Origin of the sequence: Bacillus sp. BF2-3 (assembly GCF_008368795.1) — a bacterium.
GTDB classification, from domain to species: domain Bacteria; phylum Bacillota; class Bacilli; order Bacillales; family Bacillaceae_G; genus Bacillus_A; species Bacillus_A cereus.
This window is the reverse complement of record NZ_QOSA01000002.1, coordinates 302,376-316,339: the sequence shown is the minus strand read 5'-3', so window position 1 is coordinate 316,339 and position 13,964 is coordinate 302,376. Positions and strand designations below refer to the sequence as shown.

Here is a 13,964-nt window from a genome sequence, read left to right as displayed (position 1 = left end):
TTAGGAAGCTCACACCCTTGGCTTCCCTCTCTGTAAACCGTAAAAATGATTTCGTGTCCTTATCGTTACTTTTTCGTTCATGTTTATTTGTTAATTCATTATACTCGCATAAAAAACAAAATCAATACTATTTTTTAATTATTTTAAATTTTCAATCTCTTATACCATAAAAAACACACTCATCCCTAGGAAAGGGACGAATGTGTTTTCGTGGTTCCACCCTTGTTCCAATCTAGACGTATTTCCTCCTAGATTGCTCAAGTTCAGATAACGGCTGATACCGCCAATAATTACTAGATTACTCGTTCACTATTGAAGTTCAAAGGTGGTAAAATCATTTCTCGTGTTAGGAAGCTCACACCCTTGACTTCCCTCTCTGTAAACCGTAAAAATGATTTCGTGTCCTTATCATTACTTTTTCGTTCATGTCTATTTGTTAACTTATTATAGTTATCAAATTTTTAAAAAGCAAGCCTATTTTTACTAACTATTTTCAAAATAATTTTTTATTATATTTCACAATAGCATTATGCAACTGCCACTCAATTTACCTATTTTGTCATTTCTCCAGTTTATAAATCAACGGTTCATATATAAAGTGAAACTTTAATCAGTGGGGATTTTGTTCATCCCCACTGATTATTAGCCTTCACCAATCGGGCTTTTACGGGCAGTTGATCCCCACCTAACTTCTTTGCTTTCGCTGAATTTTGAGGTAGGGGTGTTACTGCCCGTTAATGCGGGATAAATCCCCATTCTAAAACCCGTACATACTCACCTTACAAAATTATATCAATAAAATTTTTAATACAATCTTTTTGTATAACTTTCTTCTAAAGAACGTGCAACATCTTCTTCTGAAGCATTCACTTTCGCATGCTCTAACAACATTTTTGCTGCTGAAGGTAACTCTTTTTTATTTAACCAAGATTCTGGATCCCATATCTTCGAACGAATAAACGCTTTTGCACAATGAATGTAACACTCTTCTATTTCAACAACAATTCCAAGCAACGGATTACGTCCATTCGCCTGCATTTCTTTCAAAATTTCTTCATCGTTTGTAATATACGCTCGGCCATTTATTCTAAGTGTCTCCCCAAGACCTGGAATAAAAAAGATTAGTCCTACACGTGGATTTGAAATAATATTCAAAATGGAGTCTATACGACGATTTCCTGGCCTTTCTGGAATGATAATTTTATTATTATTGAGTACGTATACAAATCCAGGTGCGTCTCCTCTCGGCGAGGCGTCACACTCCCCCAACTTATTTGCAGTAGATAATACTAGAAAAGGAGATTTAGAAAGGAAATCTACACAATGGTGGTCTAATGATGAAATAACTTTTTTCAATGCTCGCTCACTTGGTTTCCCCAATATTTTCCGTAACTCTTCCTCTGTTGAAATAATCGATTTTATTTCCATACGCTCTATCTCCACTTATAATCGCCCCTTTTTCTTTATTTTCCCAAAATTCAATACGAATATTGTATAATAAAATTTGCAGAAAGGGGAATTAAAATGACAGAGTGGTTAACAATATTTGATTCTGAAAGAAATACACTTGGGAAGAAATTACGCGATGAAGTGCATCGTGACGGTGATTGGCACGAAACATTTCATTGTTGGTTTGTAGAAAAAGATGCTAAAGATATATTCTTATATTTCCAATTACGCTCTAAAAATAAAAAAGAAGCTCCACTTATATGGGATATTACTTCAGCTGGACATATTATGCATGATGAAGATGTACAAATTGGTGGTCTTCGTGAAATCGAAGAAGAATTGGGGCTTTCCTTTCAAACTACTGATTTAGTATACAAAGGAATCTTTAAAATAGATTATGAAATTTCAAATCTTACTGATCGTGAATTTTGTCATATGTATTTTCACAATGTCATCAATCCACTTCCATTCGCACCAGGTGAAGAAGTAGACGATGTGATGAAAGTACATGCAACTTCTTTTCTACAACTATTAAATGGTGAAATTTCATCTTTTACAGCTACTTCTGTTTTGAGCAATAAACCGATAACGATAACTTTTGATGATATTTATCCATATGATCTTGCATACTATGAATTTGTTGTTGAACAAGGAAAAGACTTACTAGAAAATAATAGTTTATAAATAAAATAGGACTCCTAGCATTATATTGCGTAGAGTCCTATTTTTATTATTGTTCAAGTATCTTTAATTTATTCTCTACTTGTATAAATAAACGAATAATTAATAACAGCATAACCACCATAATTGCTATTATTGTATGTGGATATCTAAACAGTATACTAATAACACTTCCAATTAACATCATGATGAATCCGTTCTGCTTCATCACTTCTGCACTATACCTGTTACCCGCATCCCATAATTCCTTATTTTTCATAGATCGTTTCGTACGATAACCATATGCCGCATTAATATCGGTCGGTGGATTTTTTTGAAGAATAATTGCCGCAAGTACAAAAATAATACCAATCAATATGCTTATTCCTATGTTTACTAGTGCATCAATCAATTATATCCCCCTAACTTACACTTTCATTATACGACATAACCCTTATTTTCCTAATTTATAACACATTCACTTTCTTTCTTTTGATGTCTGGAACATACTTGGAAGTGTTACAAAACGTGCCCCTTTCGTTTTTAACTGCGGAATGATTTTGTCTAGTGCATCTACAGATCCTTGTAAATGCCCACCTGGTGTTGAATGTTGGAGGATGACACTTCCAGGAAATGAATTCCCTAGCACATTATTTGTAATCGTATCAGCACTCACACCTTTCCAATCAACTGTATCAACACTCCACTGTACAATCATAAAATTTTGCTCTGTGGCCCATTTTAATTGATTTTCAAGTATTTCACCGTATGGCGGACGTATAAACTTCGGTGCATAACCAGCTAAACGATTTAATATTCCTTCCGTTTTTATAATTTGATTACGGTACTCAGCGTCATTTACTTTCGCTAAATTCGGATGACTGTACGTATGATTACCAATTACATGCCCTTCATTTGCAATACGCTTTACTACATTCGGAAATTTTTCTGCGTTTTCACCAAGTAAGAAAAAAGTAGCTTTTACATTATGTTGTTTTAACTTATCTAATATTTTTGGCGTGAATTCTGAATCTGGTCCATCATCAAATGTAAGAGCTACTTCCGCTTTATTATACGGTCCTGAAAATGCGTACGCATATTTTTCAACCCATGTAAATGGTGTCCACGATCCACGATCATCTGCTTTCATTTGTACTTCATAGCTTTGAGGGATATATGCGTATGGCAATGCACTTATATAATCTCCGTAATAAAATGAGTTATATGGCATATAAGCATACGAAATATCTCGTTCTAGTCCCCATTGATATGGAGCAAACATTTCTGGCGAATAAAAATAATACATGATAAAAAACCTCCCTAAATTTTCATATGTGATTCATCTGCACTTTGTTAGAGAAATTGTTATTCATAAACAAAAATAAGACTGTCCTTAATTAGGACAGTCTTACTGCTTACTATTATTAATAAATCGATGTACTATCTTTTGGCAAAGCTTTCACATGTTTTAAATAGTTCGTCACTTTATCATCATCATCTTGCGGATATTGATATTCATATTTGTTAGCGATTTCGTTCGCCACTTCCCTAAATAAATTACCCATAACAAAGAATGACTCCCATATGTTTTCATATTCTGCATTAGAAAATGTTCTTTTAAATTGCACCCACATATCTTTTTCAATATATTGCTCGAAATGCTTTCCAAACTTCCCTGTATTAACTGTAAAGTCTGTTTTCATACCAATATGCCATTCTAGCATTACGATGAACATATCTCGCACTGGTCCTTCAAGCATTCCTTTTGCATAAGAAAGTTCCTCTCGCCATAACCCTTTTGCGATATTCGTACTACACCACCAAAATTCATTACAACAATCCAAAAACTCTTTTTCTGTAGGCTTTTTTATTAAGTAATCCTTATCGCTTGCTGGCGGAAATCCTTCCATACAATTATCTTTATCAAGAAGCAGTTTACTTAAACTATCTTGTCCAACGAACTTTTTTATTAACTCAACTGGAACTAGCGTTAAATCAATCCGATTCCCATCCATGAACTGCATTAAATATGGAAACTTCCCGTCTTCATCTGGTGGAACTAACGACATTTCTTCTGGCATTTGTACAATCATTATTTCTCCAAATCTATGAATCCAATTATGATTAGACGTAAAAGATTGTATATCATTTACAACATACATAATATCATAGTCTTGAAAACAATCTCTTTTCACATTTGGATTTACACGCGATCCATTCATGATGACAGCTCGAATTCTTTCATCCTCTATTGCTGTATTTATAATTAAATCTAACATTTCTTTTTCAGTTCTCATCTACTTATAGCCTCCAATTTTTTAATATACAATATAGTGTTATGTATATTGGAGGTCCACGAGCTAATCTCGTTATACACGATACACGTTATAATTTTTGAAACTTCTTTTTCATTCCTTTTCCCTCCTTACATCACTCTTTTACAACTGCCATTCCTTTCAATTTACCAATGCTTTCTACCATTCACTTTTAATTATACCGAAAATTCTGTCTTGAATACAAAAAATAAAGAAGGGACATCTACCGCTTATAGAATAGATATCCCTTCTTTTAAAGTTAAATTTAATTCCTATGGATTAGTAGACCAAAGCCCAGCAGATTTAATAAATGTACGTTTATTTAATTTCAGCTGCGCTACGATAAATTCTGCAATATCTTCTGCTTGCATTACTTTATCAGGGTTTCCATCAGTTAATCCTAAATCTACAGCCATATCAGTTGCTACTGTACTTGGAGTTAAAGCTGTTACACGAATGTTATGTTTGCGAACTTCCATCGCTAACGATTCTGTTAAGCCAAGGACACCAAATTTAGAAGCACTATATGCACTTGTTACAGGTGCGCCTTTTTGTCCTGCTGTAGATGAAATGTTAATGATATCACCAGATTGTTGTTCAATCATGCTCGGTAAAGCTGCACGAGTTGCATAGTATACACCCATTAAGTTTACTTGAATGATTTTTTCCCAATCAGCAACGTCTAATTCTAAAAACTTACCGAATTTAGAAATACCAGCGTTATTAATTAAAATATCGATAGATCCTAAACCATTTTTTAACGTTTCAATCGCAGTTGTTACTTCTTCGTATGAAGAAACATCAGCAGTTGCAATAACGGCTTTTACACCTTCTGCTTCTACTTCTTTCGCTACAGCTTTTAAGTTTTCTTCTGAACGAGCTAATAAGCCTACATTTACGCCTTCTTTCGCTAATGCGATTGCTACAGCGCGACCAATCCCTCTACCTGCTCCTGTAATTAAAACATTTTTACCTTGTAATAATTCTGCCAAGTATAACACTCCTTAATCATCTCAGTTATGTATTATATTAAAATTGTATCTATGTTTATGTAAAAAGGCAATGATGCACTTTCATGTGCGTAGGTTACTTGTAGGTAACTATAGAAAGTTTTTATTTATAAGTTTCATTTTTTTTACCATTATTCATGTAAAATAAAAACAAATCCAGCATAGGGGAGTGTATGAGTATGAAAAGAAAAAAATGGTTCTTGTTACTAACTGCAGTCGGACTATGTATCATATCGTTTGCACTGTACTTTATATTTGGTAACCCACTAAATTATAAAGTAATAGAAAAAGATACTAGCCATTATCTCCATACTAAAAAAGGTTATAAGCAAAAAGAGATACAAAACATAACCGGAAAATATACTCCCCTTTATAATATTGGCTATTATGCAACAGTAGTATATAAAGACGAACCATATTTCACCTACTCTTATACATACGATGATAATAAAAAAATAATACAAGACAACGGTATTTTAGGAAGACACACTGAGTCATTTGAACATCTTAATTTAAACTGGTCGTTGTTTGACCAGTTAGTAGATGGTATTCATACAAACTTGCAAGGAAGAGGTTTAAGAGAAAAAAAAGATTATTCTATACGACACGTTCAATTCATTGATATAGATGACGATAAAAACGGTGCGGAAGCATACGTTGACTTTAAGAAAGATAAAGAATCCGATTACTCATATCGTATGAATAGCGAAGGAAAAGCTTATCAATATAATTGCAGTAACGGTAAATGCATTTTTAAAGAGAAATAGTGTTAGAAGGAGAACCTTCTAACACTATTTCTCTTCATGATTCGGCATACGCACAATAAATTCAGTACCTTTTCCTTCGCTTATCAATATAATTGCAGTAACGGTAAATGCATTTTTAAAGAGAAATAGTGTTAGAACTTCTAACACTATTTCTCTTCATGATTCGGCATACGCACAATAAATTCAGTACCTTTTCCTTCCTCACTCTCCACTTTTATCTCTCCTTGATGAAGGTCGAGTACTTTCTTTACAATAGCTAAACCTAAGCCACTTCCCCCATAGGCACGATTTCGTGAAGAATCCGCTTTATAAAAACGCTCAAAAATATGTTGTTTCTGTTCTTCTGATATACCAATTCCTGAATCACGGATACGCACTTCCACTACTGTCTCATGTTCCTTTAACTGAATAGTAATCGTACCACCGCTTGGAGTAAATTTAATACTATTATGAATTAAATTAATCCACACTTGACTCATACTTTCTTGGTCAGCAATAACATATACTTTTTCTAAATCTAGTTCTAACTCAATTTCTTTTTCAGCCCAGAGTGGTTCACTATTTAACACAATTTGCTTTAATTGTTGATCTAATCGATAGCTCACTCTTTCTGGTGTATACTCTTCTGATTCTAAAAGAGTTAGCTTTAGTAAATTTTGACTTAGTTTAGATAATCTCGTTGTTTCAGTTTCAATAATGGTAAGATAATGCTTTCTTTTTTCCTCAGAAAGATTATCGTCTTGTAGTGCTCTAGCAAATCCTTTTATAGAAGTTAACGGTGACTGTATTTCATGAGAAACATTCGATACAAACTCTTGTCTCATTTTCTCCATCGTATTCAGTTCATCTGTCATATCATTTATACTTTTTACGAGCACGCCAATTTCACCATCATACTTTTCTTCATTTCTTATTTTTACGGAGAAGTCTCCTTTTGCAATTTTTTGTATCGGTTCAATAATAGTCCAAATCATCGCCTCTCGTTTTGGTCTCATTAATATTCCAATCAATGTCCAAATAAGAATAATAAAGACAAAACCGACCATATCACTAATTAGAAAGGCAACAAACGGCGATACGTTTACGTCAAAAGCATTCAATAAACTAGTTGCTACATAAAATGCGATAGACCAAATGATAGTAAGAATAGAAAAGAGCGCTAATACCGCTCCAAATACTTTCAGCATCTTCAACTTACTCATTCGTTTTCTTTTTCTCATTTACTTACCTCTAAGCGATACCCTAATCCTCTTATTGTTTTAATACTAAATTTCGATTGCTCTTCTTGAAACTTCTCACGTAACCGATTAATATGAACGTCTAGTGTACGTTCATTCCCTTCAAAATCATATCCCCATATTTCTTCAATTAATTGCTCTCTCGAACAAGTTCTTCCCGATTTAGCCCCTAAAGTAAAGAGCAGCTCAAATTCTTTTAACGGTAACGTAACCGTTTGTTCTCCAGATGTAACTTCGAATGTTTTACGATTTAATAATACATTTCCAACTTGAATCGATTGCGAAACTGTAATTTGGTAACGTTTCAATAATGCCTTTACTCTCACTACTAGTTCTATAGGATCAAATGGTTTTACAAGATAATCATCTGTCCCAAGGTGAAATCCTTTTACTTTTTGTGATGTTTCTCCTTTGGCAGTTAGCATCAGAACCGGGATATCATAGTATTTTCTTAATTCAAAACATACATCAAATCCATCCATATTTGGCATCATGATATCAAGAATAACCATATCGACTTTTACGTCATCCATTTTCTGAAGTGCATCTACTCCATCAATTGCCTCATATGTTTGAAAACCTTCTCGTTCTAAAAATACAGAAACGAGTTCTCTAATGTGTGGATCGTCGTCTACTATTAAAATTTTAGGTATCAAAGGAACCATTTCCTTTCTACTTAGCATCTAATATATTTTTTAAAAATGAATCATCAGTGGAGTAAAATCCCACTGATGATTCATTTTATAATGCCCCCTCTTTAATTTTCAATTGCTGCGTTGCAAACTCACGATACATATCATGCGTCTGTAATAATTCATCATGCGTACCACTACCTGTAAGATTCCCTTTTTCAATAAAGATAATTTTATCTGCATCTACAACAGTAGAAAGTCTATGTGCAATCACTAATGTTGTTCTGCCTTTCATTAAGTTATTTAATGCTTTTTGAACGACAGACTCAGATTTACTATCTAAGCTTGAAGTTGCCTCATCGAGCATAAGAATTTGCGGATTTCGAAGTAACGCTCGGGCAATAGCAATTCGCTGTCTTTGTCCCCCAGAAAGCTTCACACCGCGTTCTCCAACTTCTGTTGCATAACCGTTTGGTAAGTCATGAATAAACGCATCAACATATGCCATTGCAGCTACTTTTTCAATTTCTTCATCCGTTACTTCGCCCTCGACACCATAACAAATATTATCACGAATCGTTCCATCAATTAACGGACTATCTTGTGATACGTAACCGATTTGACGTCGCCATGACTCTAATGAATAACTCGTAATTGATTCTTTTCCTAATTTAATGGCACCACTAGTTGGCTCATAAAAACGTTCCAGTAATGAGAATAACGTTGTTTTCCCACTACCACTTGGTCCTACAATCGCTGTCACTTTTCCAGATTCAATTGTGAAATCAATATTTTTCAAAACTTGCTCTTCTTCGTTATACTCAAAATGTACATTTTCAAGAACAATTGGTTGCTTAGCATTTGTCACTTTCACACCAGTTTCATGATCTTCTACTTCATATTCTAAAATCGTACTAATTCTTTCCGTTGCACCAATTGCCTTTTGGAATTGTGTAAAGAACATAGATAATTGACTCATCGGCATTACAATTTGAACTAAATACAAAATAAACGCTACAAGTTCACCGGTTGTTAATGCACCGCTAGAAACTCGCATCCCGCCATATCCTACGATAATAACAAGTAGTGCCATTAAAACAAACGACATAACTGGCGAAATTAATGCTTGCACTTTCCCTTCTTTCAAACCAAATTGTAATAACTTTTGTATACCTGTATTGCCCGTTTCATATTCTCTTTTTTCTGTATTTGAAGATTTCACTAAACGAATTTCTGATAACACTTGCGTTAACACACTTGTAAAAGATGCCGTTTCATCTTGAAGCGCTTTTGAAATCTTATACATTTTTCGTCCAAGTGGAACTAAAATTAATACAGACAACGGAATAACCGTTAAAAGTAACGCAGTCATTTTCCAATCTAAAACAAATAATACAATTAACGATCCAACAATTGAAATACCGCCTGTTAATAAGTTTGACAAATGCTCAGAAATTAACGTTTTCACAACACCTGTATCATTCGTCATACGGCTAATCGTATCACCTGTTCTATTTTGATCGTAATAAGATACCGGCAAGATAAGTACCTTTTTCCACAAACGTTCTCTTAGTCCCGCTACAATCTTCTGCCCAATATAATTTAGTAAATATATAGACAGCCCTGCCGCAATAGTTTGCATTACAAAGAAAGCAACTAATCCAACAATTTGTCCTGCACTAATTGAAGAAAGCGAAAAATTATCTACTAATCCTTTTGTAAGCATAGGAATAAATAAACTCGCTCCCGTAGAAAGCAAACTCATTAATAACGCAAAAACTAAAATTCCTTTCGGAGGATTTGTATCTTGAATAAGGCGTAAAAACTGCCTCCAACTCCCTTTTTTCTTCATTTCATTTCTAACTTCCATTCCTGTTCATCTCCTCGTGGTAAACCAAACTGTTCTTTCTAAAATTAGAATACGATACAAATGTAAACTGAATGTAAACACACTTTTTCTATTTTTACAAAATATACATAAAAACTCATCTTTACAACAGATATAAATATCTGATATTATTACCTGGTACTTAATATTATTCTATGTAAATTATAGATAAATAATTTACAACACGATATAAATCTCCAGTTAGTGAAAGGAGTATCCTTTTTGCAAACAAATATACATTCTGAAAAGGAAACAATTATTTTTATTCATGGATTAGTTGGCAATCGTCGCGCCTTCAAAAAGGAGCAAAAACGTTTTTCTTCCTCCTACAACATTATAACTTATGACTTATTAGGTCACGGTGATGATAAAGGAAAAGCAATCGACTTTTCATTACAGCGCCTCGTAGATCAATTATTAAACTTATATGAGCAAGAAGATATTAAAAAAGCACATATTTGTGCGCTAAGTTACGGCTGTTACATCTCTACAATTTTTGCACAAATGCATCCAGAAAAAGTATTAAGTATTTGTCATATTGGAGGACATTACAATAACCCTTCTCGTTTATATAATGTATTTCAAAATTTTTGGGAGAAGCGAGGAGATGAATACTCTAAATGGCTCTCTCAATACGCAAATACTATTTTTCCAAGCGGTATACTAAAAGCAAATCCGTTCGCAGTCATTTCAAGAAATATTTACTACCGTTTCGGATTACAATTACATTCATCCATAATTGCCCAGTCATTACGACATAGGTTAGAATTCGATTTAAAATCTAAATTAAAATCACTTCCTCACCCTATACTATGGGTAATGGGAGAGCATGATCATCTCTATAAATCTTGTCTATTTGATTTGAAATCTATTTTGCCTAACGTTCTATATAAGGAAATACCGTTAGCGGGACATGCAGCGAACTTATTTCGCCCTAACTATTTCCATGACTTATATGATCGATTTTTAAATGGAAAGTTAAAATAAAAACTATTAAACTTCCAATTTATTCAACTATAAAAAGGCTTCCCAAGTTTCCTTGGAAAGCCTTTTCTCTATACGAAAAGTATATAAAACTACTTTTTCTTAGTATGCTTTTGTGTAACCTAATAGGTGCTTGCTCCAGTAAGAGTTACTTACAGAACTAATACGTACACCAGTTGCATCTGTTTCTGCACTAATGAACTGACCGTTTCCTAAGTAAACACCCATGTGAGAAGGACCTGATTTATAAGTATTTTGGAAGTATACTAAATCACCTGGTTGTGGATTGCTAGTTTTTGTTTTAGAGCTCCAGTATCCAGCAACTGTTTGACGAGCTCCTTTATGACCAGTTTGATTTAATACGTAGTGAATGAATCCACTGCAGTCAAAACCAGCAGGTGTTGTACCAGCAGTTCTGTATGGTGAACCATTTAAAGATCTAGCGAATCCAGCGATTGAAGATGTATCTCCACCTGTTGTTGGTTTTTGTACGTCTTTACCTGGTTGTTGAACGTTATTTGTAACATTATTGTTATTTGTAACGTTGTTTACTCCGCCTTTTACAAACTTAACGAAGTCTGCACTTACGTAACCTGTGCGGCCGTTATGGTTAATTTTGTACCAACCATTTTCAGCACCAGTAACGTTTAATACTTTACCATTTGTTACTCCACCGATTACAGCGTTGTATGTAGCTGGGCCTGTACGTACTTTTAAAGCACCAGTGTTAACAACATAAGAACCACCAGTTTGAACTGTTGTAGTATTGTTGTTTGTAGTTGGTTGTTGTGTTTCGTTAGATACAGCAGAACCACCTTTTGTTACGAAGTCTTTGCTTACGTATCCAGTTCCACCATTGAAGTTGATTTTAAACCAATCTTGTACTTCACCTACAACTTGTACTGTTTTACCTTTGTTTACAGAACCTAATACTGTATGAGATGTACTTGGGCCTGTACGTACGTTAAGTGAAGAAACGTTTACTGTGTAAGTACCTGTTCCTTGTTGAACAGTCGTTCCTGTTTTGCCACCAGTTGTTACGAAGTCACCACTTACATAACCTGTTTGACCATTTACGTTTACTTTGAACCAACCATTTTCTTGTCCAACTACTTGTAGCACTTGGCCTGATTTTACTTTAGAAATAACGTTATGTCCTGTACCAGCACCTGAACGAACATTTAATACATCAGCAGTTACTGTGTATTTTAATTCAGAAGTTGTTTCTACAGTTTTTGTTTCAGTTACAGTCGTTTGAGTTTGAGTTTGTCCATTAATTTCTTTTAGCGCTTCATTTGAAACTTGTGCATGAGCAGAATCCATTCCTGGAACTGCAACGCCAGCTACAGAAGCTGCTGCTAAACCTGCAATTACTTTTTTCATAAGTTGTCTTTACTTCCTTTCCCTACTATCCTCTTAAAAAAAACTAAAACTTTAATACTTTACAATATTATCAAAGTAAAATATTCATCCAGTTCCATTTTTTAGCAAGAGTTTTATTTTTCACACAGAGTTCATTTTAAATGAACAAAGTGAAATCCGTGTGAACTTCATGTGAACTTTATCATTAAACACAGTGTTTTTGCAATGGTTTTTTCAAATTTCTTATATATCGCATGAAAATTCGACATTCCATTTAATATTTTAATATAAAATATCCCTTTTCTATCTATTATAAAAAATTCTATTAACCTAATACAAACTCAAGTATGTATTTCCTTATAAAGCTCCTTACATAAAGTATACTTTCATCATGACAAAAATCACTCTATTTATCAATAGTATAATATTTTTAGAAAACTAAATTTCTATACTATCTACAATTTTGAAATAATTTGACGAATTGTAAGATTTATTTCACAAAAGCCATTTCTCCTTTAAAGAAAACACACACTATATCAACTGTTCTCTTTTTCTTATAATGGAATTTATAGGATATTTATAGTATTATATACATATCTTAATAAACAAGAATTTTAGCGAATTGATTAAAGTTTCATTCCCTTATAAAATGAAACTTTAATCAGTAAGGGTTTTATACATCCTCCGCTAATTATTAACCCTCACCACTCGGGCTGCCCATTAATGCGGAGTTTTATTGGAATAAAAAGAGGAGGCATATTTGTGAGAAATATAATAGATGATCCAATACAAAAAAACATAGAGCTATACTATGCTTTTATTCAATTCGTTTCAATGATAACATTACAAAAAGTATCAGCTATTGAAACACGTAAAAACGAATTAAAAAATCAGATGAAAAATGCAGGACAAAAAAACCCTTATTACGTATAAAAAAAGGTGAACAGGTTATATTCCTGTTCACCTTTTTAAATTATTTATAAATTTTCACACGGTCCTCTAGCGGTTGGAATTCTTTTTCACCAGCATGTACTACCGGTTTACCAAATGGCATTTGCGCAATAAGTTTCCAATTCTCTGGAACATCCCACTCTTTTCTCACTTCTTCATCAATTAGCGGATTGTAATGCTGTAACGTAGCACCAAACCCTTCAATTTCTAAAGCTGTCCAAATTGCAAATTGTAACATTCCTGATGATTGCTGAGACCAAGTTGGGAAATTATCTTTATATAATGCAAAGTTAGCTTGAAGGCTTTCCACTACTTCACTGTCTTCAAAATATAAAACCGTTCCATAACCACTTTTAAATGCATTCATTTTTTCTTCAGTAGGTGCAAAGTTATTTTCAGGTACAATTTTTCGTAACGTTTCTTTCGTAATATCCCATAATTTATCATGTTGTTCTCCTAATAAAACAACAATGCGAGCACTTTGAGAATTAAAAGCTGAAGGTGTATGTTTTACAGCATGATAAATCACTTCTTGAATTTTCTCATCAGAAACTACTTGCTCTTTACTAATTGCATAAATAGATCTTCTGTCTTCAATTGCTGAGTAAAAATCTTTTGCCATCATAATTCCCTCCAATTTTCAATTGAGGCTATTTCATATGTATATATCATATTACGCCCCTCAAACTTATTATTAATAAGCTTATA

Annotated in this window: 15 protein-coding genes and 1 other annotated feature; of the genes, 4 read left to right on the top strand and 11 right to left on the bottom strand. The window is 33.6% G+C overall.

What is annotated here, in order from left to right; genetic code table 11:
- Positions 1-189 precede the first annotated feature (189 nt).
- Positions 190-421: a binding site (T-box leader), on the bottom strand.
- A 383-nt stretch (positions 422-804) separates the two neighbouring features.
- Entirely contained in the window at positions 805-1,443 is a 639-nt protein-coding gene (locus DN401_RS03720; RefSeq protein WP_061457078.1) for a pyridoxamine 5'-phosphate oxidase family protein, read from the bottom strand.
- Between the two features lie 81 nt (positions 1,444-1,524).
- On the opposite strand from DN401_RS03720, the gene DN401_RS03715 reads away from it, so the two are divergent.
- Entirely contained in the window at positions 1,525-2,133 is a 609-nt protein-coding gene (locus DN401_RS03715; protein ID WP_000141384.1) for an NUDIX hydrolase, read from the top strand.
- A 46-nt stretch (positions 2,134-2,179) separates the two neighbouring features.
- Here the strand turns inward: DN401_RS03715 and DN401_RS03710 are convergent, their stop codons facing one another.
- The 4 genes from DN401_RS03710 to DN401_RS03695 form a co-directional block, all read right to left on the bottom strand.
- Positions 2,180-2,521, bottom strand: a complete 342-nt coding sequence (locus tag DN401_RS03710; RefSeq protein WP_080446935.1) for an SdpI family protein — start codon at positions 2,519-2,521, stop codon at positions 2,180-2,182.
- Between the two features lie 66 nt (positions 2,522-2,587).
- Positions 2,588-3,415 carry a peptidoglycan-N-acetylglucosamine deacetylase gene (locus DN401_RS03705; protein ID WP_061457077.1) on the bottom strand — a complete coding sequence of 276 codons (828 nt, stop codon included), beginning with the start codon at positions 3,413-3,415 and terminating at the stop codon, positions 2,588-2,590.
- A 118-nt stretch (positions 3,416-3,533) separates the two neighbouring features.
- On the bottom strand, positions 3,534-4,406 hold the full coding sequence (locus tag DN401_RS03700; RefSeq protein WP_061457076.1) for an aminoglycoside 6-adenylyltransferase: 873 nt from the start codon (positions 4,404-4,406) through the stop codon (positions 3,534-3,536).
- A 290-nt stretch (positions 4,407-4,696) separates the two neighbouring features.
- Positions 4,697-5,416 carry a 3-ketoacyl-ACP reductase gene (locus DN401_RS03695; protein WP_061457075.1) on the bottom strand — a complete coding sequence of 240 codons (720 nt, stop codon included), beginning with the start codon at positions 5,414-5,416 and terminating at the stop codon, positions 4,697-4,699.
- Positions 5,417-5,613: 197 nt separating this feature from the next.
- On the opposite strand from DN401_RS03695, the gene DN401_RS03690 reads away from it, so the two are divergent.
- A complete protein-coding gene (locus DN401_RS03690; protein WP_061457074.1) occupies positions 5,614-6,201 on the top strand; it encodes a DUF3139 domain-containing protein in 588 nt (195 codons plus the stop codon).
- A gap of 24 nt (positions 6,202-6,225) precedes the next feature.
- Here DN401_RS03690 and DN401_RS30090 read toward each other — a convergent pair whose 3' ends face one another.
- The 4 genes from DN401_RS30090 to DN401_RS03675 form a co-directional block, all read right to left on the bottom strand.
- The gene (locus DN401_RS30090; protein ID WP_255481209.1) at positions 6,226-6,348 is read right to left on the bottom strand and encodes a hypothetical protein; all 123 of its coding nucleotides are present in this window, start codon (positions 6,346-6,348) and stop codon (positions 6,226-6,228) included.
- A complete protein-coding gene (gene hitS / locus DN401_RS03685; RefSeq protein ID WP_001231631.1) occupies positions 6,348-7,421 on the bottom strand; it encodes an envelope stress sensor histidine kinase HitS in 1,074 nt (357 codons plus the stop codon). Before hitS ends, DN401_RS30090 begins: the two co-directional genes overlap by 1 nt.
- The gene (gene hitR / locus DN401_RS03680; RefSeq protein ID WP_000612413.1) at positions 7,418-8,095 is read right to left on the bottom strand and encodes an envelope stress response regulator transcription factor HitR; all 678 of its coding nucleotides are present in this window, start codon (positions 8,093-8,095) and stop codon (positions 7,418-7,420) included. Before hitR ends, hitS begins: the two co-directional genes overlap by 4 nt.
- A gap of 85 nt (positions 8,096-8,180) precedes the next feature.
- The gene (locus tag DN401_RS03675) at positions 8,181-9,941 is read right to left on the bottom strand and encodes an ABC transporter ATP-binding protein (RefSeq protein ID WP_000453886.1); all 1,761 of its coding nucleotides are present in this window, start codon (positions 9,939-9,941) and stop codon (positions 8,181-8,183) included.
- Between the two features lie 240 nt (positions 9,942-10,181).
- On the opposite strand from DN401_RS03675, the gene DN401_RS03670 reads away from it, so the two are divergent.
- Entirely contained in the window at positions 10,182-10,946 is a 765-nt protein-coding gene (locus DN401_RS03670) for an alpha/beta fold hydrolase (protein ID WP_078421567.1), read from the top strand.
- Between the two features lie 99 nt (positions 10,947-11,045).
- Here the strand turns inward: DN401_RS03670 and entFM are convergent, their stop codons facing one another.
- Complete coding sequence (gene entFM, locus DN401_RS03665) at positions 11,046-12,326, bottom strand: enterotoxin EntFM (RefSeq protein WP_000755525.1); 1,281 nt, start codon at positions 12,324-12,326, stop codon at positions 11,046-11,048.
- 741 nt (positions 12,327-13,067) lie between these two features.
- Here entFM and DN401_RS03660 point away from each other — a divergent pair.
- Positions 13,068-13,238 carry a hypothetical protein gene (locus tag DN401_RS03660; RefSeq protein WP_001244279.1) on the top strand — a complete coding sequence of 57 codons (171 nt, stop codon included), beginning with the start codon at positions 13,068-13,070 and terminating at the stop codon, positions 13,236-13,238.
- A 40-nt stretch (positions 13,239-13,278) separates the two neighbouring features.
- Here DN401_RS03660 and DN401_RS03655 read toward each other — a convergent pair whose 3' ends face one another.
- Positions 13,279-13,881: a nitroreductase family protein gene (locus DN401_RS03655; protein WP_002204806.1), complete on the bottom strand. Its 603-nt coding sequence runs from the start codon at positions 13,879-13,881 to the stop codon at positions 13,279-13,281.
- Positions 13,882-13,964: the final 83 nt, after the last annotated feature.